22 protein-coding genes are annotated in these 23,622 nt (G+C 65.9%); 13 read left to right on the top strand and 9 right to left on the bottom strand.

The window, feature by feature from the left end:
• Positions 1-8 precede the first annotated feature (8 nt).
• Positions 9-1,634, bottom strand: a complete 1,626-nt coding sequence (locus J6500_RS18745) for a glycosyltransferase family 39 protein (RefSeq protein WP_225714214.1) — start codon at positions 1,632-1,634, stop codon at positions 9-11.
• Between the two features lie 396 nt (positions 1,635-2,030).
• Between J6500_RS18745 and J6500_RS18740 the strand changes: the two genes are divergently transcribed.
• From J6500_RS18740 to J6500_RS18720, 5 genes are all read left to right on the top strand, one after another.
• Positions 2,031-3,767, top strand: coding sequence for an adenylate/guanylate cyclase domain-containing protein (locus tag J6500_RS18740; protein WP_225714213.1), 1,737 nt, complete (start codon positions 2,031-2,033; stop codon positions 3,765-3,767).
• Between the two features lie 182 nt (positions 3,768-3,949).
• Complete coding sequence (locus J6500_RS18735; RefSeq protein WP_225714168.1) at positions 3,950-4,186, top strand: hypothetical protein; 237 nt, start codon at positions 3,950-3,952, stop codon at positions 4,184-4,186.
• 219 nt (positions 4,187-4,405) lie between these two features.
• Positions 4,406-5,605, top strand: a complete 1,200-nt coding sequence (sorA, locus tag J6500_RS18730; protein WP_225714167.1) for a SorA family sulfite dehydrogenase catalytic subunit — start codon at positions 4,406-4,408, stop codon at positions 5,603-5,605.
• A gap of 12 nt (positions 5,606-5,617) precedes the next feature.
• Positions 5,618-5,929 (top strand): SorB family sulfite dehydrogenase c-type cytochrome subunit, encoded by a 312-nt coding sequence (gene sorB, locus J6500_RS18725; protein WP_225714166.1) that lies wholly within the window; start codon positions 5,618-5,620, stop codon positions 5,927-5,929.
• Between the two features lie 393 nt (positions 5,930-6,322).
• The gene (locus tag J6500_RS18720) at positions 6,323-6,523 is read left to right on the top strand and encodes a cold-shock protein (protein ID WP_057019268.1); all 201 of its coding nucleotides are present in this window, start codon (positions 6,323-6,325) and stop codon (positions 6,521-6,523) included.
• A gap of 258 nt (positions 6,524-6,781) precedes the next feature.
• On the opposite strand, the gene J6500_RS18715 is transcribed toward J6500_RS18720, so the two are convergent.
• Complete coding sequence (locus J6500_RS18715) at positions 6,782-7,402, bottom strand: hypothetical protein (RefSeq protein ID WP_376707825.1); 621 nt, start codon at positions 7,400-7,402, stop codon at positions 6,782-6,784.
• 185 nt (positions 7,403-7,587) lie between these two features.
• Positions 7,588-8,052: an Lrp/AsnC ligand binding domain-containing protein gene (locus tag J6500_RS18710; RefSeq protein ID WP_225714165.1), complete on the bottom strand. Its 465-nt coding sequence runs from the start codon at positions 8,050-8,052 to the stop codon at positions 7,588-7,590.
• Between the two features lie 115 nt (positions 8,053-8,167).
• Here J6500_RS18710 and putA point away from each other — a divergent pair, with 115 nt between their 5' ends.
• Both putA and J6500_RS18700 read left to right on the top strand, forming a co-directional pair.
• The gene (gene putA / locus J6500_RS18705) at positions 8,168-11,179 is read left to right on the top strand and encodes a bifunctional proline dehydrogenase/L-glutamate gamma-semialdehyde dehydrogenase PutA (protein ID WP_225714164.1); all 3,012 of its coding nucleotides are present in this window, start codon (positions 8,168-8,170) and stop codon (positions 11,177-11,179) included.
• Positions 11,180-11,491: 312 nt separating this feature from the next.
• Complete coding sequence (locus J6500_RS18700) at positions 11,492-12,697, top strand: CaiB/BaiF CoA transferase family protein (RefSeq protein ID WP_225714163.1); 1,206 nt, start codon at positions 11,492-11,494, stop codon at positions 12,695-12,697.
• 177 nt (positions 12,698-12,874) lie between these two features.
• Here the strand turns inward: J6500_RS18700 and J6500_RS18695 are convergent, their stop codons facing one another.
• The 3 genes from J6500_RS18695 to J6500_RS18685 all read right to left on the bottom strand — a co-directional run bounded on the left by J6500_RS18695 (position 12,875) and on the right by J6500_RS18685 (position 15,824).
• The gene (locus J6500_RS18695) at positions 12,875-13,039 is read right to left on the bottom strand and encodes a hypothetical protein (RefSeq protein WP_225714162.1); all 165 of its coding nucleotides are present in this window, start codon (positions 13,037-13,039) and stop codon (positions 12,875-12,877) included.
• Between the two features lie 95 nt (positions 13,040-13,134).
• The gene (locus tag J6500_RS18690; protein ID WP_376707824.1) at positions 13,135-14,682 is read right to left on the bottom strand and encodes a hypothetical protein; all 1,548 of its coding nucleotides are present in this window, start codon (positions 14,680-14,682) and stop codon (positions 13,135-13,137) included.
• Between the two features lie 92 nt (positions 14,683-14,774).
• Entirely contained in the window at positions 14,775-15,824 is a 1,050-nt protein-coding gene (locus J6500_RS18685; protein ID WP_225714160.1) for a hypothetical protein, read from the bottom strand.
• A 201-nt stretch (positions 15,825-16,025) separates the two neighbouring features.
• Between J6500_RS18685 and J6500_RS18680 the strand changes: the two genes are divergently transcribed.
• From J6500_RS18680 to J6500_RS18670, 3 genes are all read left to right on the top strand, one after another.
• Positions 16,026-16,400 (top strand): Crp/Fnr family transcriptional regulator, encoded by a 375-nt coding sequence (locus tag J6500_RS18680; protein ID WP_225714159.1) that lies wholly within the window; start codon positions 16,026-16,028, stop codon positions 16,398-16,400.
• A complete protein-coding gene (locus tag J6500_RS18675) occupies positions 16,397-17,206 on the top strand; it encodes an MBL fold metallo-hydrolase (protein ID WP_225714158.1) in 810 nt (269 codons plus the stop codon). The genes J6500_RS18680 and J6500_RS18675 overlap by 4 nt, the downstream gene beginning before the upstream one ends.
• A 133-nt stretch (positions 17,207-17,339) precedes the next feature.
• Complete coding sequence (locus J6500_RS18670; protein ID WP_225714157.1) at positions 17,340-17,954, top strand: glutathione S-transferase family protein; 615 nt, start codon at positions 17,340-17,342, stop codon at positions 17,952-17,954.
• Between the two features lie 184 nt (positions 17,955-18,138).
• Here J6500_RS18670 and J6500_RS18665 read toward each other — a convergent pair whose 3' ends face one another.
• The 3 genes from J6500_RS18665 to J6500_RS18655 are packed head-to-tail and all read right to left on the bottom strand — an operon-like array spanning position 18,139 to position 20,148.
• Positions 18,139-18,636, bottom strand: coding sequence for a TPM domain-containing protein (locus J6500_RS18665; protein ID WP_225714156.1), 498 nt, complete (start codon positions 18,634-18,636; stop codon positions 18,139-18,141).
• A gap of 4 nt (positions 18,637-18,640) precedes the next feature.
• Positions 18,641-19,519 carry a TPM domain-containing protein gene (locus J6500_RS18660; RefSeq protein WP_225714155.1) on the bottom strand — a complete coding sequence of 293 codons (879 nt, stop codon included), beginning with the start codon at positions 19,517-19,519 and terminating at the stop codon, positions 18,641-18,643.
• Positions 19,520-19,539: 20 nt separating this feature from the next.
• Entirely contained in the window at positions 19,540-20,148 is a 609-nt protein-coding gene (locus J6500_RS18655) for a LemA family protein (RefSeq protein WP_225714154.1), read from the bottom strand.
• A 170-nt stretch (positions 20,149-20,318) separates the two neighbouring features.
• On the opposite strand from J6500_RS18655, the gene J6500_RS18650 reads away from it, so the two are divergent.
• The 3 genes from J6500_RS18650 to J6500_RS18640 are packed head-to-tail and all read left to right on the top strand — an operon-like array spanning position 20,319 to position 23,535.
• Positions 20,319-21,176: an enoyl-CoA hydratase gene (locus J6500_RS18650; protein WP_225714153.1), complete on the top strand. Its 858-nt coding sequence runs from the start codon at positions 20,319-20,321 to the stop codon at positions 21,174-21,176.
• A 5-nt stretch (positions 21,177-21,181) separates the two neighbouring features.
• On the top strand, positions 21,182-22,327 hold the full coding sequence (locus tag J6500_RS18645) for an acyl-CoA dehydrogenase family protein (RefSeq protein ID WP_225714152.1): 1,146 nt from the start codon (positions 21,182-21,184) through the stop codon (positions 22,325-22,327).
• Positions 22,328-22,338: 11 nt separating this feature from the next.
• Positions 22,339-23,535 (top strand): acyl-CoA dehydrogenase family protein, encoded by a 1,197-nt coding sequence (locus J6500_RS18640; protein ID WP_225714151.1) that lies wholly within the window; start codon positions 22,339-22,341, stop codon positions 23,533-23,535.
• Positions 23,536-23,622: the final 87 nt, after the last annotated feature.

Genomic DNA, 23,622 nt, shown 5'->3' with positions numbered 1-23,622 from the left:
GGCAGGCCTTAGCCTCGCCCCGCTTGCGGGGAGAGGCCGGATCGCATGCCAATGCGATCCGGGTGAGGGGGAGTCTCCGCGAGTCCGTCTCTCACCGTCCCTGCCGAGACTCCCTCCTCATCCCGACTTCTCCCCGCAAGCGGGGAGAAGGAGAACGCCAGCACGCGCCAGCGGAAGAAGGGCGTGTCCGGCGGCGGCGACAGATCGGGGGTCCAGCCGGTGAGCTTCTGCAGTGAATATGTATCCATCATCGTCCCGCGCCAGCTGCGCACAACGCGTTCGAGCGGCTGGCGCACCGCCGTGGTCTCGTCCCACAGCGGCAGCTTGTCCTCGGGCTCGCGGCCGACATAGAGGCCGGCATGATCCCGGATCAGGTCCATGCCGGGATCGGCAAAGCCCTGAAAACGGCCGCGCTCGGTGACCTCGATCACCGGCACCTTGCCGCGCAAGAACCAGCGCAGCATCGCGTAGGTGCGATAATCCGTGGTCGCGACCCAGGTGGCGCCGGTCGCCTGCAGCTGCGCCTCCACCCGCGCGGCCAATTTTTCGTAGCCGGCCTCGGCGCCGATCGGATCGGTATGGCCGGTCAGATTCCACGGCGCGAACATGTAGTACAGGAACACGATGACGACGAAGGCAATGCCGGCCGGAATTGCGGTGCGCGCCCAGAAGATGGTCGATCTGACCAGCCCGGCCGACCAGCCCTCGAACGGCATCCGCGTGACGTTGATCGCCACCGCGGCAAAGCCGGCCGGCCACAAAAACATCGGCCAGGTATCGCCGACCCGCAGCGTCAGCGACTTCCAGAAGAAATAGAGGAACGGCGCCAGCACTGCCGTCGACAGCAGGATCGCGACCGGTTCGCGGTTGCGATAGCCGCGCCATGCCGTCAGCGCGGTGCCGAACAGCGTCACCGGCAGCAGCACGAAGCCGACGAGGCCGAACTGCAGGCCGATGAACTCGCCGACGGTGCGCAGCGTGAAGGCGCGCTCGGCGGTGGCGCGCACCGCCTGGAAGCGGAACGAGGCCCAATCGTGCTGCGCGTTCCAGATCAGCACCGGCGAGAACACCGCGATGGCGATCAGCGCCGCGAGCCAGGGATACGGGCTGCGCAGCCAGCGCCAGCGCCAGTCCGGCACCAGCGCGAAGGCTGCGACCGCCGGCACCAGCATGACCGCGGTGAACTTCGACAATAGTGACAGCCCCGCGAACAGGCCGGCGGCGAGCCACCAGCGCCCGTCATGGCTCTGCGCCAGCCGCACCAGCGACCACAGCATCGCCACGGCGAACGGGATCAGCGCCGTGTCGGGCGCCACCTTGGCCATCAGCAGCCCGTAATAGAGCGCCGCTTCCGGCAGCAGCAGCGCGAGGACGACAGCGCGGATATTGTTCGACGTCACGCGGCGGACGATGTCGGCGAGCAGAAGCTGCGTCACCAGCATCGCCACGATGCCGCCGAACCGAACCCCGAGATTGGTGTCGCCGAAGATTGCGGTGCCGAAGCGGATGAACCAGGCCACCATCGGAGGATGGTCGAGGAACGACAGCACGCTCTCCTTCGACCAGGTCCAGTAATAGGCCTCGTCGGTGCGCAGATCGAGCGCATGGGCATAGACCAGCCGCATCGCAGTCATCGCCACGATCACGGCGATCACACCGCGCCAATCGGGCGCGCGCGAGCGGGCCGGCTTAAGGCGGATGTTATCGGCAGAGCCTATCGTCACGGCGGGCTTTTTGTTCGAAGCCGGCGGGGGTGTCAACGTGCCGCGGCACCCGCCACGGTGCTTGGCTTCACCTCTCCCCTTGTGGGAGAGGTCGGATTTCACGCGGCACGCGGGAAATCCGGGTGAGGGGTTCAGGTGTATCCGTAGCGGAAGTCCCTCGATGGACCGTCACCCCTCACCCGGATCGCATCTTGCGATGCGATCCGGCGTCTCCCAAAAGGCGAGAGGCGAAGCAAGGGCAGCGCGCTTGCTCGCTACGGTATTCACCGCGGGAATTAACCACTAGACTTGCCGATCATGAATCACATGACCTCGCCCTCGCGTGAACATCTGCAGGACATGGCCCGCGGCGTCGGACTGCGGCAGGTCCGCCTTATCACGGGCACGATCATGTTCGCCTATCTGGTGAGCCATTTCCTCAATCACGCGCTCGGCAACATCTCGATGGAGGCGCTGGCGGCCGGCGTCTACTACCACACCGAGTTCTGGCAGTTCCTCCCCGTCGCGATCGTGTTCTACAGCGCCTGCCTGGTGCATGCCGCGCTTGGCATCTGGGCGCTGTACCAGCGCCGCGAATTCCGCTGGCGCGCGATCGAGCCGTTGCAGCTCGCGCTCGGCCTCAGCATCCCGATGCTGATCGTCGCCCATGTCGTCGGCGTGCGGCTCGGCCAGGCGCTGTATGGGCATGAGAAGCTCTACCCGCAGGAACTCTATCTGTTCTTCATCGCCTCGCCGGCGCGGCTGTGGACCATGCTGGCGGTGCTGGTGGTCGCCTGGGTGCATGGCTGCATCGGCCTGTATTTCTGGCTGCGGCTGCGGACGTTCTTCAGGCGCGCCGCGCCGTTCCTGCTTGCGGCGGCCGTGCTGATCCCGACGCTGGCGATGCTCGGCATCTATCAGGGCGGCCGCATCACGATGTCGGACTATCAGGACGCCGACTGGCGGCGCGAGGAGCTGTCGGTGCAGAAGCTCGGCACGGCGGCGCAGGGCAACACACTCGACAGCATCACCAGCGGCCTGACGATCGGCTATCTCGGCCTGCTCGGCCTCGTCCTGGTCGCGCGCGGCGCGCGCGCCCTGCTCGAGCGCCGCGGCGGCATGATCGTGCTGTCCTACGGCAACGGCCGCACCGTGCGGGTGCCGAAGGGCCTGAGCGTGCTGGAAGCGAGCCTGCGCCACAACGTGCCGCATGCCAGCGTCTGCGGCGGCCGCGCGCGCTGCTCGACCTGCCGCATCCGCGTCATCGGCAACCACGTCGCGCTGCCCGAGCCGTCGCCGCGCGAGGCCTTCGTGCTGCACCGGGTCGGCAGCGACGATCCGTCGATCCGGCTGGCCTGCCAGCTGCGCCCGACCGGCGACATCACCTTCTTCCAGCTGTTCCTGCCGCACACAATGTCGGCCAATGCGACCGCCGACAATCCGGCGCGGGTCGGCCAGGAGCGTTACCTCGTCAGCCTGTTCGTCGACATGCGCGGCTCGACGCAGCTCGCCGAGAAGCGGCTGCCGTTCGACACCGTGTTCATCGTCAACCGTTTCCTCGGCGCGGTGTCGCAGGCGGTGCTGGAGGCCGGCGGCCGGCCGAACCAGTTCATCGGCGACGGCATGCTGGCGCTGTTCGGGCTCACCGTCGGCCGCGAACAGGCCTGCCGCCAGGCGCTGCGCGCCGCGGCGCTGATCGCGGTCAATATCGACGAGCTGAACCAGTTCCTGAGCCACGATCTGCACGAGCCGATCCGCTTCGGCATCGGCATCCATGGCGGCGAGGTGATCGTCGGCGACATCGGCTATCGCGATCACATGGTGTTCACCGCGCTCGGCGACGCCGTCAACGTCGCGGCGCGGCTGCAGGACATGACGAAGTCGCTGGCCTGCGAGGCGGTGATCTCGGATGAGGTCCGCGCCACGGCCGGCCTCACCGAGGACGCCCTGCCTGCGCAGGACGTCGCGATCCGCGGCCGCAACGAGCCGATGACGGTGCGCACGGTCGACAAGACCCGCGTGCTCGCAACGCTGCTCGACGCGAAGCGTGCCGTTGCGGCCTGAAAGGTTCAGCGCCGCAACCACGATGTGACGGCCTTCAGCTCCAGTGTGACCTGCCGCACACCTGAACAGGCGTTCAGCCAAAACCCTCGAACGTTGCCGCTAGCGAGCACGACTGATTGGCGATGGGCAACACCGCAACCCGCGCCGCGACAGAGCTCAACGCGCAATCGAAGGAGACCGCCATGTTTCGCAAACTGACCCTTGCTCTCGCCACTGTTGCCATCCTCGGTGCCGCCGCGCTGGCGCCGTCCGCTGCATCGGCCAAGCCGTTCGGCGGTGGCTGGCATCCGCATCATCACCACTACTGGGGCCCGGGCTTCGGCATCGGCGTCGGCTTCGTCAACTCCAGCTGCTACGTCACCCGCCTGGTGCTGACGCCCTACGGCTACCGCTATCGCACCGTGAACGTCTGCTACTGATCGGACTTTCCGTTCGATGGAAATGCCCCGGCCGCCCGCGTGGCCGGGGCTTTTCATTTTTGCAACGCAATGCCGGTGGACGCTGCGAAAGCATCAATTGACTTCAGGTTCCCCGGTGCGACATTTGTGCCTCGTGCGCATCAGCGTGAACCGAGTGCGCGAGGCAGGCTGAGCTTGGTGATGACCGGCTCACGACAGAACGGCTTCGGGGGAAGCGGAATGCTCGATCGACGAGACTTGATGAAACGCGCCGGACTGGCCGCTTTGGTCACGGGGCTGGGAGCCAAGGGCGCGTTCGCGCTCGACACCGTGACGCTGCCGTTCGGCAACGGCGAGCGGCCGCTGGTGCGCTATCCGCAAAAGCGCCCGATGATCGGCCTGACCAGCCGGCCGCCTCAGCTGGAAACGCCGTTCTCGATTTTCAATGACGGCCCGCTGACGCCGAACAACGCGTTCTTCGTCCGCTATCACCTCGCCGACCTTCCCTACAATCTCGATCCCGACAAGTTCACGATCGAGATCAAGGGCAAGGTCGACAAGCCGCTGAAGCTGTCGCTGAAGGAGATCATGAAGATGAAGGCGACGGAGATCGTCGCCGTCAACCAGTGCTCCGGCAACAGCCGCGGCTTTTTCAATCCGCGGGTCGCCGGCGGCCAGCTCGGCAACGGGGCGATGGGCTGCGCGCGCTGGCGCGGCGTGCCGCTGAAGACGGTGCTCGACATGGCCGGCGTGCAGGCCGGCGCCAAGCAGGTCACCTTCAACGGCATGGACGGCCCGGTCAGCGACAAGACCCCCGACTTCGTCAAGGCGCTCGACATTGACCATGCCCGCGACGGCGAGGTGATGCTGGCCTACGGCATGAACGGCGAGGACCTGCCGTTCCTCAACGGCTTTCCGCTGCGCCTCGTGGTGCCCGGCTATTACGGCACCTACTGGGTCAAGCACCTCAATGAAATCACCGTGATCGACAGCGTGTTCGAGGGCTTCTGGATGAAGTCCGCCTACCGGATCCCCGATACGCCCAACAACGCGGTCGAACCCGGCACCGCGCCGAAGGCGACGATTCCGATCAACCGCTTCACGGTGCGCTCGTTCATCACCAGCGTCACCGACGGCGCCAAGCTGAAGGCCGGCCGCACCATGCTGCGCGGCATCGCCTTCGACGGCGGCAAGGGGATCAAGGAAGTCGCGGTGTCGACCGACGACGGCAAGACTTGGACCAACGCGAAGCTCGGCAAGGACCTCGGCAAATACGCCTTCCGCGAATGGAAGCTGCCGGTGAAGCTCGCCGCCGGCGCCTGGGATATCAAGGTGCGCGCCACCAATAATGCCGGCGACACCCAGCCGATGGACCCGTTGTGGAATCCGGCCGGCTACCTGCGCAACGTCGTCGAAACCGTGCGCGTCACCGCGGCGTGAGGAGAGGGCATCATGACCAGCAAGCTGCTTCTCGCATGTTGTGCGATCGCCGCGCTGTCGATCGCTGCCGCCACGGCCGCCCCGTTGAACTATACGGTCCCCGAGGAGACCACGACCCTCAAGCCGGGCCCCAACCTCGACGTGGTGCAGAACAACTGCACCGCCTGCCATTCGGCCGACTACATCAAGACCCAGCCGCAGGGCGAGAAGTTCAAGAAGGATTTCTGGCAGGCCGAGGTGACCAAGATGATCAAGGTCTACGGCGCGCCGATCGACGATGCCGATGTTGGCAAGATCGTGGAGTATCTTGCTGCGACGTATTGAAGAACATCATTGCGGGCGAAGCCTGGCTTGACCGGGTGATCCAGTATTCCAGAGGCTGCAGTGCTAGAACCGAGAGGCCGCAGCGTACTGGATCGCGCGGCTGATGGGATTCCGGGTGGAGCCTGTCATCGGGCCGCGCTTTCGCGCGGACCCGTTGGCGTGCCCCCGAATGACGAGGGGAGGCCGTTCGGCGCCCGTTTTGCAGTGCATCAAATGATCATGAAACAGGCAACCCGGCGCCAAATTGCCGTAAAGCGGGTTGTTCCGACGCAAAAACACACCGTCGTTTGATCTACCCAGCTTTTTTCAAACTGCTATCCTGTGCTTGCGGACAAGCCGGTTGTGCGGGGACCGGCGGGTCTGTTTCGATTTGATTCCGCGGAGACGACTGGAATGCCCAAAGGTACCGTGAAGTGGTTCAACCCGACCAAGGGTTATGGATTCATCCAGCCCGCATCGGGCGGCAAGGACATTTTCGTGCATATTTCTGCAGTCCAAAAGGCTGGTCTTCAGACGCTCAACGAGGGTCAATCAGTCGAATACGAAGAGATCGCAAATCGCGGCAAGACGTCGGCTGAGAACCTCAAGGTCTAGCGCGACCGCGCCGGACCTAGCGGCGCACTCTCGGACAACGTTCGGGGGTGAGGCCGAACCAGCAACCCAGACAACGTGACGTTCGGCGGGGCGGGCACCTGCCCGCGCGCCACATGTTGGATTGTCGGGGCGTTCGATTTTCTCGCGGCCGCCAGCACCGGCGTGCCGAAGCGTATCACCTGTTCGGTTTGCCTGCGCCGGCATTGCCATTGTCGCCAAGGCCGCAGGCGCGACCGCCGCGCCACCAATGCCAGCCGTTCAATCTTCGGTCACCCATTTGGCGACGGTCATGACGTCGGGTGCCTGCAAATAACCGCGCGGCCATAGATCCACTGCCCACTCCACCTTGGTCGCGCGCTCCACCAGCACGGCGGTGTTGTGCGGGGTCTGGCCGAGCGAGAAGCCGCGGTAATGCGGATTGCCGATGTCGTGGAACTTGAACAGGTTCCACATCTGCATCACCAGCATCAGACTGGTGGTGTTGCGGGTGGTGTCCCAGCAATCGTAATTGTGCTTGTCGTCGTTGGCGCGGAAATCCGCTTTCGGCACCCGCTTGTCGGTGCCGAGGATCGGTCCCATGCGGCGATCGAACCAGATCACCGCTTTCTGCACGGCCGCGCGCTCGGCGGCGGCGTTGGCGCGGCCGCTCGCCATGATCTTGGTCAGCGCGGCCCTGTCGGCCGCGGAGAAGTCGAGTGTCTCGCGGCGCCGGCAGACGAAGCCGTAGCAGACCGTCATCGAGGTCGCCGACGGCGGATAGATCGAAACGGAAGTGTAGAGCTGGGCAATGCCTGCGCTGAGCTCGGCCGCATCGGCCGGAGCCGTTGACGGCAGCAGCAGCATGACCCCAGCCAATGCGCCGGCAAACCCGGCGCGCATCGTTCGTATCGGCTGATCGGTCTCTTTCATGATCGCTGCCCCAACTGGCAGCAGGGATTACCGTGCCAGGAATACGATGCCAATACACCGCGAGCATGGCGGTCGATCACATCGAGCGGGGCGTTGCTGTTTGACCACAGACCTCTGCAGAAATCCTTCGCGTCCGTTACGCGTGGGATCACGTTCTAACCGACCGGCAGCGGCGCGTCGCGCTTGACCTCCTCCATCACCGCGTAGGTCCGCGTTTCGCGCACGCCCGGCAGCGCCAGCAGGGTCTCGCCGAGAAACCGGCGATAGGCGGTCATGTTGGCGACGCGCGCCTTGACCAGATAGTCGAAGCCGCCGGCCACCATGTGGCACTCCAGCACTTCGGGCGCAGTCTGCACGGCCCTGGCGAACTTCTCGAACACGTCGGGCGTGGTCTTGTCGAGCAGCACCTCGACAAACACCAGCAGGCCGAGGCCGAGCCGGTGCGGATTGAGTCGCGCGCCGTAGCCCTCGACGAAGCCATCCCGTTGCAGCCGCTTCAGCCGTTCGCCGACCGAGGTCGGCGACAGGCCGATCCGCTCGGCCAATTCCACATTGGCAATCCGCCCATCCCCTTGCAGGATCGAGAGGATTTTGCGGTCTGTCTTGTCGATATCTGTCATATGTCCGGCTTAGTATGATATAATCCGGATTTTCTAAGGCAAATCTGCTAATTTGTCTATCGAACTACGGTTCACGAGCGCGTAGGTGATCTCCGTGCAATCCAAGGGAACCGCCATGCCTGACCCGTCCCCCGTCCCGCCGCCGTTCAGCGCGCCCTACGCGCCTGATGACGCCGCCATCGCCGCCCGCTTGCGCCAGGATGCCGAGCTCGGCGCGGACCGCGAGGGGCGGATCGACCGCAGCGCGACGCGCCTGATCGAGGCGATCAGGGCCAATGACGATCCGCTCGGCGGGGTCGAGGACATGCTGCGGGAGTTCGCGCTCTCGACCAAGGAGGGGCTGGCGCTGATGGTGCTGGCGGAGGCGCTGCTGCGGGTGCCCGACGCGCGCACCGCGGACCAGTTCATCGAGGACAAGCTCGGCCAGGGCGACTTCGTCCACCACGAGACCCGATCGAGCGCGTTCCTGGTCAACGCCTCGGCCTGGGCGCTCGGCATGTCGGCGCGCGTGATCCAGCCCGGCGAGACGCCGCAAGGCACGATCGGGCGGCTGACCAAGCGGCTCGGCGCGCCGGCGGTGCGCGCAGCGACGCGGCAGGCGATGCGGCTAATGGGCAGCCATTTCGTGCTCGGCGAGACCATCGAGGCGGCGCTGGCGCGCGCGCAGTCGCATGCGGCGCGCACCTCGCGCTATTCCTTCGACATGCTCGGCGAGGGCGCCCGCACCGCCGATGACGCCAGGCGATACTTCGAATCCTACGCCCGCGCCATCGATGCGATCGGCAAGGCGGCCGGCCAAGACCCCCTGCCCGACCGTCCCGGCATCTCCGTGAAGCTCTCGGCGCTGCATCCGCGCTTCGAGGCGGTGAGCCGCGCGCGGGTGATGACCGAGTTGGTGCCGCAACTGATCGATCTGGCGCGCCGCGCCAAGGCGTTCGATCTCAACTTCACCGTCGACGCCGAGGAGGCCGACCGGCTGGAATTGTCGCTCGACGTGATCGCTGCGGCGTTCGCCGACCCATCGCTCGCCGGATGGAGCGGCTTCGGCCTCGCCATTCAGGCCTATCAGAAGCGCGCCAGTGAAGTGATCGACTATGTCGATGCACTCGCGCGCGGCCTGAACCGCAGGATGATGGTGCGCCTCGTCAAGGGCGCCTATTGGGACACCGAGATCAAGCGCGCGCAGGAGCGCGGGCTCGACGGCTATCCGGTGTTCACGCGCAAAGCGATGACCGACCTCAACTACGTCGCCTGCGCGCGCAAGCTGCTGGGCCTGCGGCCACGGCTGTTTCCGCAATTCGCCACGCATAATGCGCTGACGGTCGCGACCATCCTCGAACTCGCCGACGATCCGGCCAGCTTCGAATTCCAGCGGCTGCACGGCATGGGCGAAGCGCTCTACGAGCAGCTCGGCAAGGATCGTCCCGAGATCGCCCATCGCACCTATGCGCCGGTCGGCAGCCACCGCGACCTGCTCGCCTATCTGGTGCGCCGCCTGCTCGAGAACGGCGCCAATTCCTCCTTCGTAGCGCTCGCCGCCGACAACCGGGTGCCGATCGCCGACCTGTTGCGCCGGCCGGCCGGGATCATCGGCGCCGACGCCAATGCCGGCCATCCCGGCATTCCGGCGCCGGCCGATCTCTACCGGCCGCAGCGCGAGAACTCGCACGGCATCGAATTCGGCGAACGCAAGGCGCTCGACGCGCTGACGGCGGCGATAGCGGCCGAGCGCAAGACAGCATCCGGCGCCGTCGCACTCTCCACCACCGACCAGGCGAACGCCGCCGTCGCCGCCGCGCGGCGCGGCTTCAAGGCCTGGAACGATACGCCGGCGGCGCGGCGTGCGGCCATGCTCGACCAGGCCGCCGATCTGCTCGAGCAGCGCCGCGCGCATTTCATCGCGCTGCTGCAGAGCGAGGGCGGCAAGACGCTGGACGACGCGCTCTCCGAGGTGCGCGAGGCGACCGACTTCTGCCGCTACTACGCGGCGCTCGGGCGAACCATGTTCGGCGCGGGCGACGTAATGCCGGGACCGACCGGTGAGAGCAACGTGCTGGTGCTGCGCGGCCGCGGCGTTTTCGTTGCGGTCTCGCCATGGAATTTTCCGCTGGCGATCTTCCTCGGCCAGGTGACGGCGGCGCTGATGGCGGGCAATGCGGTGGTTGCGAAGCCGGCCGAGCAGACGCCGCGCATCGCGGCTGAGGCGGTGGCCCTGCTGCATGAGGCCGGTGTGCCGGCGGCCGCCCTGCATCTCGTCCAGGGCGACGGCGCAGTCGGCGCCGCGCTGGTCGCCCATCCCCAGATCGCTGGCGTCGTCTTCACCGGCTCGACCGAGGTGGCGCGGTCGATCAACCGGACCCTTGCGGCCAAGGATGGCGCGATCGTGCCGTTGATCGCCGAGACCGGCGGCATCAATGCGATGATCGTCGATGCCACCGCGCTGCCCGAGCAGGTCGCCGACGATGTCGTGATGTCGGCATTTCGTTCCGCCGGCCAGCGCTGCTCGGCGCTGCGGCTGCTGTTCGTGCAGGACGACGTCGCCGACCGCATGATCGAGATGATCGCGGGCGCCGCGCGCGAATTGAAGCTCGGCGATCCCTCCGATCCGTCGACGCATATCGGGCCGGTGATCGATGCCGAGGCCAAGGAGCGGCTGGATGCGCACATCGCGAAGATGAAGCAGGAAGCGCGCGTGCATTTCGCCGGCGCGGCGCCGTCAGGCAATTTCGTCGCGCCGCACATCTTCGAGCTGTCGGCGGCGGGCCAGCTGAAAGAAGAGGTGTTCGGCCCGATCCTGCACGTCGTGCGCTACCGCGCCGAGAAGCTCGGCGACGTGCTCACCGCGATCGAGTCGACCGGCTTCGGGCTGACGCTGGGCATCCATTCCCGCATCGACGACACCATCGAGGAGGTGATCGATCGCCTCCAGGTCGGCAACATCTATGTCAACCGCAACATGATCGGCGCTGTGGTCGGCGTGCAGCCATTCGGCGGCAGCGGCCTTTCCGGTACCGGACCCAAGGCCGGCGGCCCGCACTACCTCGCCCGCTTCGCCACCGAGCAGACAGTGACGATCAACACCGCCGCTGCGGGCGGCAACGCGGCGCTCATGGCGGGGGTGGAGTAGTGTTGTAGGATAGGTGCTCTCAGTCCCGTCACCCACCGCTGTCATCGCCCGGCCTGTGCGCAATTGCGCACATGGACCGGGCGACCCGCGGCCTATCGGCTCAATAACGACTGTCTCTGGAATACTGGATCGCCCGGTCACTCCAGCCACGAGGCATGGATTTGCTTCGCTTCGCTCGCAATGAGGCCCCGCAAAGAGCGCCGTTGCATCATCCCGTCAACATGGGTCAAATGGCCCCAGATCGGGATCATCGCATGCGATATTCCAGCCACCGGAAAAACACCAACAAGGCGCCACGGGAGCGACGGCACGATGGACAAAGGCATTTTTGACGGGCTCAAGGTTCTGGACTGCGCGAGCTTCATCGCGGCGCCCGCGGCCGCCACCGTGCTGTCCGACTTCGGCGCCGACGTCATCAAGATCGAGCCGCCGGGGACCGGCGATCCCTATCGCAACCTGCCCAATCTGCCCGGCTACCCCGCGAGTGAGCACAATTTCGCGTGGATGCTGGAGGCGCGCAACAAGAAGAGCCTGGCGCTCGACCTCACCAAGCCCGAGGCGCAGCAGGTGCTCTACAGACTGGTCACTGAAGCCGACGTCTTCATCACCAACATGCCGCCGCAGGTGCGCGCCAAGCTCGGCATCACCTATGACCACCTCGCCCATCTCAACGACCGGCTGATCTACGCCTCCTTCACCGGCTATGGCGAGAAGGGCGAAGAGGCCAACAAGCCCGGCTTCGATTCCAATGCCTATTGGGCCCGCTCCGGCCTGATGGACCTGGTGCGCGCCGACGAGGAGACCACACCGGCGCGGTCGGTCGCCGGCATGGGCGACCATCCCTGCGCGATGGCGTTCTATGGTGCGATCGTCACCGCGCTGTTCCAGCGCGAGAAGACCGGCAAGGGCTCGCATGTCGCGACCAATCTGATGGCCAACGGCGTCTGGGCCAATGGCGTGCTGGCGCAGGCCAAGCTCGCCGGCGCGACGTTCAAGAAGCGCAAGCCGCGCGAGGAGGCGCTGAACGCCGTCACCAACCACTACAAATGCAGGGACGGCCGCTGGATCATCCTGTCGCTGCTCAACGAAGACCGGCAATGGCCGACGCTGGCGCGCTGCATGGACCGCGAGGACCTGATCGCCGACCCGCGCTTCGCTACCAAGGCGGATCGCCACGCGCGCTCGGTCGAGCTGATCAAGATCTTCGACGAGATCTTCGCAACCCGCGATCTCGCCGAGTGGCGCAAGGTGCTCGACGGCAATGGCCTCGTGTTCGGCGTGGTCGGCATCCTCGACGACATCCCGAACGACAAGCAGATGATCGAGAACGAGGTGCTGGTGCGCTTCGAGAACGACACCATGCTCACCGTCAACAGCCCGATCTTCATCGACGGCGCGAGGAAGGTGCAGCCGCGCAAGCCGCCCGAGGTCGGCGAGCACTCCGACGAGATTTTGCGGCAGGCCGGCTACGACGAGGCCACGATCCAGAAGCTGCGCGCATCCGGCGCGGTGGCGTAGGCGAACAGTCCTCGCTCCTCCTCGGCGTCGCCCCGGCGAAGGCCGGGACCCATAACCACAAATGCGGATTGCTGCGCGCTGCTGGAACGGCGAGTCCCGTTCACGACACCCGCCGCGGCGTATGGGTCCCGGCCTTCGCCGGGACGACGGGTGCGCAGGGCGTGCGGTGAAGCAAGCTCACCGGCTCATCCAGGCCCAGACGATGGCCACGGCAATGATGCCGACGATGACTGTGAGCCCGATCGCCCAGCTGCTGACGCGGACGGCGCTCACCGCCTCGCGCTCGGCCTCGTTGGTCGCGATCTCGCGATTGCGCTGCTTGTCTTGCTCGGGGGCGCTCATCGGCCGGTCTCCGCTCGAGGGCTCGTTCAGGTCCTGGTCGCGACCCGCAATATAGCATCAAATAATGACGCCAGCGCGTGCCGGTCCCCGCCCCGTTACCGCCCCTTCACGAAGCACATCCCCATGTGCGAGGTCTTTCCCGCGACCTGACAGGCGAGCCCTTCGGCGCAGCTCCAGCCGCGGAAACTGCGATCAGTCTCCGACGGTTTCGCCGCCGGCAGATAGCAATGCGCGCCCCAGCCGTCGCTGTATTCGGTGCCGGCAAGTTCGCTGCTGCCACGCAATTGCGGGCGATTCGAAAAGCTGCGTGAAAAATCCGGCACCTCGCCGTCGCGGAAGCTCGTGAGAATATCGCGGCGGCGGACCTGGTCGCCGAAGAAATGCGGCGAGGCCGGTACCACCGTCGAATTCGACGGCTTGGCCGCCATCCAGTCGACGCCGGGAAAATGGAAACCGCCGATGCCGCGAGTCTGGTGGCAGCCGGCGCAGGTGACGTCGTTGAGCCGCCGTTCGAAGCCGGCGAGCGACTGGATGTTCTGCAGCCTGGTCCCGTCGGCGGCGGCCCGCTTCAAGGCGCCGACGACGTCGCCCTCCGAGAACACCGCGTTGCCGGATGCGCCCTCGCCCTGCACCAGCCCGAACTCCGGCTGCAGGTCGCTGACGTCGAAACCGGCCGGGGTCGGTGCAACAGCAGCCCGTGCGAGAAATCTTTCGGGGATCACGAGCGTGCCGCGATCGAGCTCGGAAAAATGCGCGGGGTCGAGCAGCCACGTCTTGAAGTCGCGCCGCAGCTCCTCGTCGGCGAGAATGCGGTCGCGATCGATCTGGTTCTCCATCGGTGCTTCCGCAAAGCGCTTTGCCGCAGCATCGTAGTCGAACACTTTCATGAGATAGTCGGTGCGGAAGTCGCGCACCGCCGATTTCGGCGCATGCGCGATCTGCAAATTGGTCTCGATGCGTTGGATATTACGGTCATTGATCAGGTCGAGCGGACCATTCTTGCCGGAGAGCTGCTCCATCGCCGGAGATGCGCTGCCCGCGGCCAGCCAGCGCCGCGCGATCTCGCGGCAGGTCAGCGATGCGTCGTTGCCCTCGCCCTTCGCCTTCAGCACCAGGTTCAGCGTCATCGGCAGGCGCTGCGACACTGCGTTCTCGCCGATCGGCGGCAGGTCGGTGCGGGTCAGGCGATAGATCAGCCGGATCTCGCCGCAGTTATCCGGCGCCACATAGGCGCGGTCCATCCGGTTGACGATGCCTGCAAGCACGAAGCGGACGTCGGCGGAATCGAGCAGCGCACGGTCGAACAGCTGGAAGGCAAAGCCCTCGCCGACGCCGATGCTCTCGTTTGGCAGGCTGGCGCTGTGTCTTTCGACATAGCGATCGAACTCCCGCGTCAGCGCCTCGCGCACCGGCAGCATCGACGACAGCTTGAACAGCTCACTGTTGGGCAGCGGCGTGCCGGCGGGACGCTCCGGCGCCAGCATGCGGCCGAGCCCCAATCGGCCCTGATCGAGCGCGCGCAGGATGGCGGGATCGATGATCGCCGTGCCACGCTCCAGCGCGCGGTCGTCGCCGGCTCGCACGGGCGCGGCGCCGCAGAGCAGGAGGAACATGACAAGAAGGCATCGCAGCGCGCGGCTCATGCCTCCACTAACACCGCGCGGCAAAGCCTATTCAAGAAAAAAGGCGCTTCACATCGCGGTGAAGCGCCTCGGTAGTGTCGTGTTCCAGGCGATCAGCGCGAGACGATCAGGCCCCTGCTGGTGACGACCACCCAGCGGCCGTCCTGCCTGCGGATCGCATCGACGCGGCCGAGGCCGGGAACGGGATCGCCGGCATAGACCTCATAGATGCCGCCACGGCCCTCGATCAGCGCGCTGCCATGGCCGACGTCGCGCAGCGACCAGCCTTCGACCACCGGCAGGCGGCCGACTTCGGGCTTGGGTGCGGCCGGCGCCGCAGCGGCGGCGGTGGCCTGCGGCGGCGCCACGGTGCCGGTGACTTCGCGGGCGGCGACGGGCGTCGCCGCCCCGGCAGCCGCGGCCTGCGGCGCACGGAGCTTGTCGACGGCCTCGCTGAGCTTGGCGAGCTTGGCCAGCGGCTCCGCCTGCGCCTTCTCGACCTTCTCGATCCGGTCGTTGGCTTTGCTGAACTGGGCTTGACCGGCCTTTGCGGTCTGCTCGATGCTGGCCTTCAGCGTCGCGATTTCGGACTCGACCCGGGCGATCGACGCGTCGACCGTCTCCTTGGCTGAAGCATCCTTGGCAGCAGCCTCCTGTGCAGCCGCGACATCGGTGCGGCCGAGATGTCCGAGCCCGGCGGTCGCAAGCGCGCCGCCAATCGCGCCGGCCACCGTCGCCAGCGCCACCACCGCCGCCATCGCTGCGAACCGGCGGCTGCCTGTCGATTTCGAAGGCTGCTCGGGGGCCGGCTTCGAGGCCGAGGCGTCATGGTCCCAGTTGCGGTCGCCGGGGGCCATGATCATCAGCTTGCCGGGGAAACGCGGCTCCTCGCGGCTACCGGTCTCGATCTTCGGCGCATCCATCCGGGTCGGTTCGATCTTCGGCTCGGGCGCAGACGGCAGCGGCGGCGGCTCGACCTTGGGCGCGTCCATCTTCGGTGCGTCCGCCTTTGGGGCGTCGGCTTTGGGGGCGGTCTCTTCCTGCTCCGGCGAAAGCAGGGGAGCCTCAACATGGGCCGCGGCCGACACTGGCTCGCTTTTCGCCGCCATTTCGGCGCCGGCTTGGCTGCTCACCGGCTCGCTCTGCTGCTCACTCACGTTCAAAGTCTCCAGACTGGGTTGACAATTCGGTAACTTTTATTGCTTGCGAAATCCTTACCCCCACGGCGCATTACCCAAATTTTAGGGAGTTTTCCGGGCCGGATTTGGGCGATGTTGCCCTGCGGCAATCCGCGCCAACTCCGTTGCAACAGCCGCTTTCCCGATTAACATACCACCGACATCCAGCCAGAAGGCAGGACGGCCATGACGATCGAGAAATGCATCAATGAATTTGATGTCGATGACGTCATTTTTGAGGAAGGCTCGACCGGCCGCGAGCTGTTCGTCGTGCTCGACGGCAAGGTCGAGATCGCCAAGATGAACGGCGGCAACAAGACGATCATCGTCAGCCTCGGCAAGGGCGAGTTCTTCGGCGAGATGGCCGTGATCGACGGCTCGGCGCGCTCGGCCACCGCGATCGCCGCCGCGCCCCACACGCGGGTGATGCGGATCAACCACGCCCGCTTCGTCTATCTCGTCAGCCAGCAGCCGGCCTTCGCGCTGATGGTGATGGATGCGCTGTCGAAGCGTCTGCGCGCCTCCAATGCCGTCACCTACCGAGCGGCGGCCAACCCATGAGCGACCGCCGCCCGAGCCCGTTCAAGACGCTGTTCGACACCGAGGTCGCGAGCCTGATCCAGGCCGCCGATGATGTCTACCAGGTCCGCTTCAAGAACCGCGCGGCGAACGCCTATCTGGTGCGCGGCAGCAAGCGCACCATCATGATCGATGTGGGGCTGTCGACCAACTATCCGCACCTCGTCGCCTGCCTCGGCCATATCGGCGTGACGCCAGACATGATCGACATGGTGGTGCTGAGCCACGAGCATCTCGACCATATCGGCGCGGCCTATCAATTCCACGGCAGCGCCTATATCGCGGCGCACCGGCTCGCCGCCAACAAGATCATGCTGCGCGACGACTTCTCGATGCTGCGCAAGATGTTCAACGAGCCGAACGTGCCGATCGACATCGACCTCTGGCTCGAGGAAGGCAATCTGATCGACCTCGGCAATTTCCGCCTCACCGTGATGTACACGCCGGGTCACACCTCGGCCTGCATCACCCTGTTCGACCCGGACAAGGGCCTGCTGTTCGCCTCCGACACGCTGATGCCGGGCGGCGTGATGGGCGGCGTGTTCGGCTCCGGCTCGATCGCCGACTACATTCAGTCGCTGGAGCGGCTGAAGGGACTGAACGCCAAGATCCTGCTGTCCGGCCACGGCCGGCTGTCCGACACGCCGCAGGACGACGTGCGGGTCGCGCTGCAGCGCTCACACGCCCTGCTCGAGGACACCGCGCAATTGTTCGACGCGCTCGATGCGCGTGCCAATTTCGAGCCGATCATGCAGTCGGTGCGCGACCTCAACAAGCTCGACGATTGAAGGCGCGCCTCAGCGTCATTGCGAGCCAACCGGTCGCAATGACGTGGAGGGGCACCGCTCCGATTTGACAAATCCGGGCCCGGCCTGTTCAACAGCGGCAACAACAACGCCTTGAAAACAGGGAGCGAGGACCATGAAGCTGTACGACTCGATCGGGCCGAACCCGCGCATTGTGCGCATGTTTATGGCCGAGAAGGGCATCGAGATACCCAAGCAGACCATCGATTTGCGCAAGGGCGAGAACCGCGAGGAAGCGCATCTGAAGCGCAATCCGCATGGCCAGATGCCGACACTCGAGCTCGACTGCGGCAACTACCTCTCCGAGATCACCGCGATCTGCGAATATCTGGAGGAGAAGCACCCTACGCCCGCGATGATCGGCACAACGCCGGAAGAGCGCGCCGAGTGCCGGATGTGGACGCGGCGCGTCGATCTCAACATCGCCGAGCCGCTCGCCAACGGCTACCGCTTCGGCGAGGCGCTGAAGTTCTTCGAGAAGCGGATTCCGGTGGCGCCGGAGGCGTCGCCCGGCCTGAAGATGATTGCGGCAAACCGCATCAAATGGCTTAATGACCAGATGGCCGACGGCCGCGACTACATTTGCGGCAAGCGCTTCACGCTGGCCGACATCCTGCTGTATTGCTGGCTCGATTTCGGCAACCAGGTCGGCCAGCCGCTGGACCAGTCGAATACCAACATCGTGGCCTGGTTCAACCGCGTCGGTGCGCGGGAGTCGGTGAAGGCGTGATCCAGCCCTCCGTCATTGCGAGGAGCTCGCGACAAAATTGCATAGCAATTTTGCGCTGAAGCGACGAGGCAATCCATGCCTGCCAGCAAGTGGTGAGATGGATCGCTTCGCCGAGCCTGTCATCGGGCGGCGCTTTGCGCCGATCCGTTGGCGCGCAATGACAGGAAGAGAGCAATCTAATTAGTTAGATCACCACCGGCTGGTCCGGCAGCTCGTTGGGGCCGCCGGCCGCATGCGGAAAATGCTTTGCCAGCTCGCGCGAGACCGCCTCGATCCCCTTGATCACGCCCTGCTCGAAGCGGCCGGCGCGAAACTCCGCTTCCATCGCCTGGCAGATCGCTTCCCAGCCGGCGTGGCCGACCTTGGCGTCGATGCCGCGATCGGCGACGATCTCGACGTCGCGGTCGGCGAGCAGCAGGTAGATCAGGACGCCGTTGTTGTGATGGGTATCCCAGATCCGCAAATGCGAGAACACGTCGAGCGCCCGCTCGCGCGCCGGCTGGTCGTGGAACAGCGGCACGCCGTCGAGCGCGCCCTCGACGACGAAGCGGACCTGGCCGCCGTGGGTGGCCTCGCCGGCCTTGATGGCTCGCTCGATCGCCGCAAGCACGCGGGGCGGAAAGTCGCGCCGCACCTTCCAGCGGTGCGCGATGAGATGTCTGGCGATGCGCTTGATGCCCATGTGCCTACCAGCTCCCCGAGGCGCCGCCGCCGCCAAAGCTGCCGCCGCCACCACTGAAGCCGCCGCTGCTGCCCGAGCCCGAGCCGCCGCTCCAGCCGCCGGGATAACCGCCGCTGCGGCGATAGGGTCCCGAACCGACCACCGGCCCGCCAAAATTCAGCCCGCCGAAGATCAAGGCTGCAACGAAGCCGAACAGCCCGACCACGACGGCGGTGGCAAGCGAGCCGACCGCGATCCAGGCGAATACGCCGACGACGCCGCCGGTCGCGACCGAACCGAGCAGACGGCCGAGCAATCCGCGCAAAAAGCCCGCCACGATGATCACGGCGAAGATCGCGACCGGATTGGCGAGATCGACCAGGTTGGGCGCCTGCCAGTGCTCGGGCTCCGGCGCCGGCAGTTTTTCGCCGTCGATCAGGCCGATCATGCGGTCGACGCCGGCCGAGATGCCGCCGGCGAAATCGCCGGCCTTGAATTTCGGCGTGATGTATTCGTCGATGATGCGGTGGGTGATGGCGTCGCTCAGCACGCCCTCGAGGCCGTAGCCGATCTCGATGCGTAAGCGTCGGTCGTTCTTGGCAACGACCAGCAGCGCACCGTCGTCGATCTTCCTGCGCCCGATCTTCCAGGCCTCGGCGACGCGGATCGAGAACTGCTCGATGGTCTCCTCGCCGATGGTCGGCACGATCAGCACCGCGATCTGGCTGCCCTTACGGGACTCCAGATCCTTGAGCTTGGCCGTCAGCGAGGCGATATCGCCCGACGACAGCGTCCCGGTCTGGTCGACGACGCGGCCGGTGAGCTGCGGCACCGCGACCTCGGCCAGTGCCGGGCAGACGAAGCCCAGCAGCAAGGCGAGCAGGATGACGCGCGCGGCAGCCATCGCGGTCTGATCGCCCGCCGCTACTTGGACGGTGCCGGCGTCGGACTGAAATCGACCTTCGGCGCGGTCGAGATCTCCTTTTCGTTCTCGACGCTGAAGTTCGGCTTCTCCTTGTAGCCGAACATCATCGCGGTGAGATTGTTCGGGAAGGTACGGATGCCGACGTTATAGTCCTGCACCGACTTGATGTAGCGGTTACGGGCCACGGTGATGCGGTTCTCGGTGCCTTCGAGCTGGGCGATCAGGTCACGGAACAGCGCGTCCGACTTGAGCTGGGGATAGTTCTCGGTGACGACCAACAGCCGCGACAGCGCGCTGGTGAGCTCGCCCTGCGCCTGCGTGAACTTCTGGAACGCGGCGGGATCGTTGAGCACCTCCGGTGTCGCCTGGATGCTGCCGACCTTGGCGCGCGCGTTGGTCACGCCGAGCAGCACGTCCTTCTCCTGCTGCGCAAAGCCCTTCACCGAGTTGACCAGGTTGGGCACGAGGTCAGCACGCCGCTGGTACTGATTCACCACCTCCGACCAGTTCGACTTGACCTGTTCGTCATTGGTCTGGATCGCGTTGTAGCCGCAGTTGGTCAGGCTCAACGTCGCCAGCGCTGCCAGCACGGTCCAAAGCTTGCGCATGAATGTCCTCCCGGGTGCATTTCACGGTCACCGTACCAGATTCTTGCCGGGTAATCCCGTGTGGCGGTTTTTCGCGCCGTCTCCTGCAAATGATGGCTCTTGCCTATCCCTCCCCGCGCTGTTCATCATGCCAAGAAAATCGATCCACAAAATCGATCCCGGGAGGATCCATGGCGTCAGAACAATTCGAGACAATCGTCGTCGAGCGGCCGGAGGGCGCGATCACGCGGATCGTGATGAACCGCCCGGAGGCGCGGAACGCCCAGAACCTGCAGATGACCTACGACCTCAACGCCGCCTTCGACCGGGCGGTGCAGGACGATGCAGTCAAGGTCATCATCCTCGCCGGCAACGGCCCGCATTTCTCGGCCGGCCATGACCTGCGGCCGACCGGGAAAAACCAGGCCGGCGTCGATTTCCCGCCAGTCGGAAATTGGGGCGGCTTCGCCGAGCCGAACGCCCACGGCCGCTTCGCGCGCGAGCAGGAGATCTACCTGCAGATCACCCGGCGCTGGCGCAACCTGGCAAAGCCGACCATCGCGGAAGTGCACGGCAAGTGTATCGCCGGCGGGCTGATGCTGGCCTGGGCCTGCGACCTCATCGTCGCCAGCACCGACGCCGAGTTCTGCGATCCCGTGGTGACGATGGGCGTGTGCGGCGTCGAGTGGTTCGTGCATCCCTGGGAGCTCGGCGCGCGCAAGGCCAAGGAGATGCTGTTCACCGCCGATGTCTGGAGCGCCGAGGAGGCGCATCGCCTCGGCATGGTCAACCATGTCGTGCCGCGCGGCGAGCTGTCGGCGTTCACGCTGGCGCTGGCGCGCAGGATCGCGGCCAAGCCCGCCTTCGCGCTGAAGCTGAGCAAAGAGGCGGTCAACCGCACCACCGACATCATGGGACAGCCCGCCGCGATCGACCAGGCCTTCGCGCTGCATCAGCTCTGTCATGCGCACAATCTGCAAGAGTTCGGCATGGTGGTGGACCCTGCCGGCCTGCATCCTTCCGTCAAGAAAAACGCCAACGTGAAGTAGACCCGATGGACCTCACCCCCAGCGACGAGCAGCGCCTGCTGCGCGAAAGTGCCGACCGCTTCGTGGCCGAGACGTTCACCGCGGATCACCGCAAGACGGCGGCAAACGATCCGCTCGGCTTCTCGCCCGCGATCTGGAAGCGGTTCGCCGAGCTCGGCTGGCTGGCGCTGCCGATCAGCGAGGCCGACGGCGGACTCGGCGGCGGCGCGATCGAGGTCGGGATATTGATGGAAGCGTTCGGACGCGGGCTGGTGTCCGAACCGTTTCTCTCCACGGTGGTGATCGGCGCGGCCCTGGTTGCGGAATGCGGCACCGAGGCGCAGAAGCAGGCGATCCTGCCCAAGGTCGCGGAAGGCGCACTGTACCTCGCCTTCGCGCATTCGGAACGCGCCGCGCGCTTCGATCTCGCCCATGTCGAGGCGACGGCCACGCGGACGGCCGACGGCTGGCGATTGAACGGCAGCAAGATTGCCGTGCTCGACGGCGCCGCCGCCAACCAGATCATCGTCTCCGCCGAGATCGCCAATGCGAACGGCGCCTCCGGCAAGCTCGGCCTGTTCGTGGTCGCGGCAGGAACGCCTGGGCTGAGCTTGCGCGATTACGCCCGGCTTGGCGGTGGGCGCGGTTGCAGCCTCGACTTGAAAGACGTGCAGCTTCCTGCAGACGCCTTGCTCGGCGACGGCAGCGACGCGCTGCCTGCGATCGAAGCGGTGGTCGATCGCGCGATGGCGGCGCTCGGCGCGGAGGCCGTCGGCATCATGCAGACGCTGCTCGACACCACGCTCGAATACACCAGGATGAGAAAGCAGTTCGGCCGGCCGCTGTCGGCCAACCAGGTGATCCGCCACCGCCTCGCCGACATGGCGATGCAGGTCGACGAGGCGCGCTCGATGGCGCTGCGCGCCGCGCTGATGGCCGACGCCGCACCGCTGCAGCGCAGCCGCGCGGCATCCGGCGCGAAGGCGAAGATCGGCAAATGCGCACGCTTCGTCGCCGAGCAGTCGGTGCAGCTGCACGGCGCCATGGGCGTCACCGAGGAGCTCGACATCGGCGCCTATTTCAAGCGGCTGCTCGCCTTCGACACGCTGTTCGGCGGCAGTGCTTATCATTATCGACGCCACGCCACGCTCAGCGGCCGCATGCAGGATTAACGGAGAGCGCAATGGATCTCACCTTCAGTGCCGAGGAACGCGCCTTCGAACAGGAGGTCCGCGACTTCATATCAGCCAACCTGACGCCGGAGATGAAGCGCGCCACCGCGCTGACGCCGTCGGTGTTCTCCGACCCCGATATTGGCATGGCTTGGCAGCGGGCGCTGCACCGGAAGGGCTGGGGCGCGCCGGGCTGGCCGGTCGAGCATGGCGGACCGGACTGGACGCCGGCGCAGCGCTGGATCTTCGAAGCCGAATGCGCCCGGGCCGGCGTGCCCAACGTCAACGTGATGGGCGTCAAGATGGTCGGCCCCGTCATCATCGGCTTCGGCTCGCCGGAGCAGAAGAATTTCTATCTGCCGCGGATTCTCTCAGGCGAGGACTATTGGTGCCAAGGCTATTCCGAGCCCGGCTCCGGGTCCGATCTCGCCTCGCTGAAGACCCGCGCGGTGCGCGACGGCGACGACTACGTCATCAACGGCACCAAGATCTGGACCACGCACGCGCATCACGCCAACCGCATGTTCGCGCTGGTGCGCACCAATGACGGCGAGCGCCAGCAGGACGGCATCAGCTTCCTCCTGATCGACATGAAGACGCCTGGGATTACCACGCGCCCGATCCTGACCATCGGCGGTGACCATGAGGTCAACCAGGTTTTCTTCGACGACGTCCGCGTGCCGGTGGCCAACCGGGTCGGCGAGGAGGGCAAGGGCTGGACCTACGGCAAATACCTGCTCGAATTCGAGCGCGGCTCCGGCATCGCGTCCGCAAAACTGCGCGAAGCGCTGAAGACGATCTCCGATCTCGCAGCGTCCGATGTCACCGGCCGCGCCATCGACGATCCCGACATTGCGCTCAGGATGTCCGAGGTCGAGGTCGATATCGATGCACTGGAGATGACCGAGTTGCGGGTGCTGTCGGCGCTGCAGACCGGGCAGAATCCGGGCGCGGTGTCGTCGCTGATCAAACTCCGCGTCAGTGAGATCCGCCAGGCGGTGACGCGGCTCGGCGTCGACGTGATCGGCAATGACGGCCTCGTCGTCGAGCCGGCGCGGCCGTTCTACAAGCTCAACCACGAGCCGGTGATTCCGGAGGAGCTGCTGCCGGTGGTGCCGGAATATCTCAACGGGCGGGCGTATACGATTTTCGGCGGATCGTCGGAGATCCAGCGCGAGATCATCGCGAAGATGGTGCTGGGGTTGTAGCCCGCTCCCTGCCCGTCATTCCGGGACAGCCCGCAGGGCTGAGCCCGGAATCCATTTCAGCACGGAACGTGCGGCTCAATGGATTCC

Source organism: Bradyrhizobium semiaridum (assembly GCF_020329505.1).
Classification (GTDB): Bacteria; Pseudomonadota; Alphaproteobacteria; order Rhizobiales; family Xanthobacteraceae; genus Bradyrhizobium; species Bradyrhizobium semiaridum.
The sequence above is the reverse complement of the archived record's forward strand: the minus strand, read 5'-3'. Positions and strand labels throughout refer to the sequence as shown.

Excerpts from the sequence above, each read along its gene's own strand:
- J6500_RS18745 (WP_225714214.1), bottom strand. The coding sequence starts at position 1,634 with ATGACTGCGATGCGGCTGGTCTATGCCCATGCGCTCGATCTGCGCACC.
- J6500_RS18740 (WP_225714213.1), top strand. The coding sequence starts at position 2,031 with ATGACCTCGCCCTCGCGTGAACATCTGCAGGACATGGCCCGCGGCGTC.
- J6500_RS18735 (WP_225714168.1), top strand. The coding sequence starts at position 3,950 with ATGTTTCGCAAACTGACCCTTGCTCTCGCCACTGTTGCCATCCTCGGT.
- sorA (WP_225714167.1), top strand. The coding sequence starts at position 4,406 with ATGCTCGATCGACGAGACTTGATGAAACGCGCCGGACTGGCCGCTTTG.
- sorB (WP_225714166.1), top strand. The coding sequence starts at position 5,618 with ATGACCAGCAAGCTGCTTCTCGCATGTTGTGCGATCGCCGCGCTGTCG.
- J6500_RS18720 (WP_057019268.1), top strand. The coding sequence starts at position 6,323 with ATGCCCAAAGGTACCGTGAAGTGGTTCAACCCGACCAAGGGTTATGGA.
- J6500_RS18715 (WP_376707825.1), bottom strand. The coding sequence starts at position 7,402 with ATGCGCGCCGGGTTTGCCGGCGCATTGGCTGGGGTCATGCTGCTGCTG.
- J6500_RS18710 (WP_225714165.1), bottom strand. The coding sequence starts at position 8,052 with ATGACAGATATCGACAAGACAGACCGCAAAATCCTCTCGATCCTGCAA.
- putA (WP_225714164.1), top strand. The coding sequence starts at position 8,168 with ATGCCTGACCCGTCCCCCGTCCCGCCGCCGTTCAGCGCGCCCTACGCG.
- J6500_RS18700 (WP_225714163.1), top strand. The coding sequence starts at position 11,492 with ATGGACAAAGGCATTTTTGACGGGCTCAAGGTTCTGGACTGCGCGAGC.
- J6500_RS18695 (WP_225714162.1), bottom strand. The coding sequence starts at position 13,039 with ATGAGCGCCCCCGAGCAAGACAAGCAGCGCAATCGCGAGATCGCGACC.
- J6500_RS18690 (WP_376707824.1), bottom strand. The coding sequence starts at position 14,682 with ATGAGCCGCGCGCTGCGATGCCTTCTTGTCATGTTCCTCCTGCTCTGC.
- J6500_RS18680 (WP_225714159.1), top strand. The coding sequence starts at position 16,026 with ATGACGATCGAGAAATGCATCAATGAATTTGATGTCGATGACGTCATT.
- J6500_RS18675 (WP_225714158.1), top strand. The coding sequence starts at position 16,397 with ATGAGCGACCGCCGCCCGAGCCCGTTCAAGACGCTGTTCGACACCGAG.
- J6500_RS18670 (WP_225714157.1), top strand. The coding sequence starts at position 17,340 with ATGAAGCTGTACGACTCGATCGGGCCGAACCCGCGCATTGTGCGCATG.
- J6500_RS18665 (WP_225714156.1), bottom strand. The coding sequence starts at position 18,636 with ATGGGCATCAAGCGCATCGCCAGACATCTCATCGCGCACCGCTGGAAG.
- J6500_RS18660 (WP_225714155.1), bottom strand. The coding sequence starts at position 19,519 with ATGGCTGCCGCGCGCGTCATCCTGCTCGCCTTGCTGCTGGGCTTCGTC.
- J6500_RS18655 (WP_225714154.1), bottom strand. The coding sequence starts at position 20,148 with ATGCGCAAGCTTTGGACCGTGCTGGCAGCGCTGGCGACGTTGAGCCTG.
- J6500_RS18650 (WP_225714153.1), top strand. The coding sequence starts at position 20,319 with ATGGCGTCAGAACAATTCGAGACAATCGTCGTCGAGCGGCCGGAGGGC.
- J6500_RS18645 (WP_225714152.1), top strand. The coding sequence starts at position 21,182 with ATGGACCTCACCCCCAGCGACGAGCAGCGCCTGCTGCGCGAAAGTGCC.
- J6500_RS18640 (WP_225714151.1), top strand. The coding sequence starts at position 22,339 with ATGGATCTCACCTTCAGTGCCGAGGAACGCGCCTTCGAACAGGAGGTC.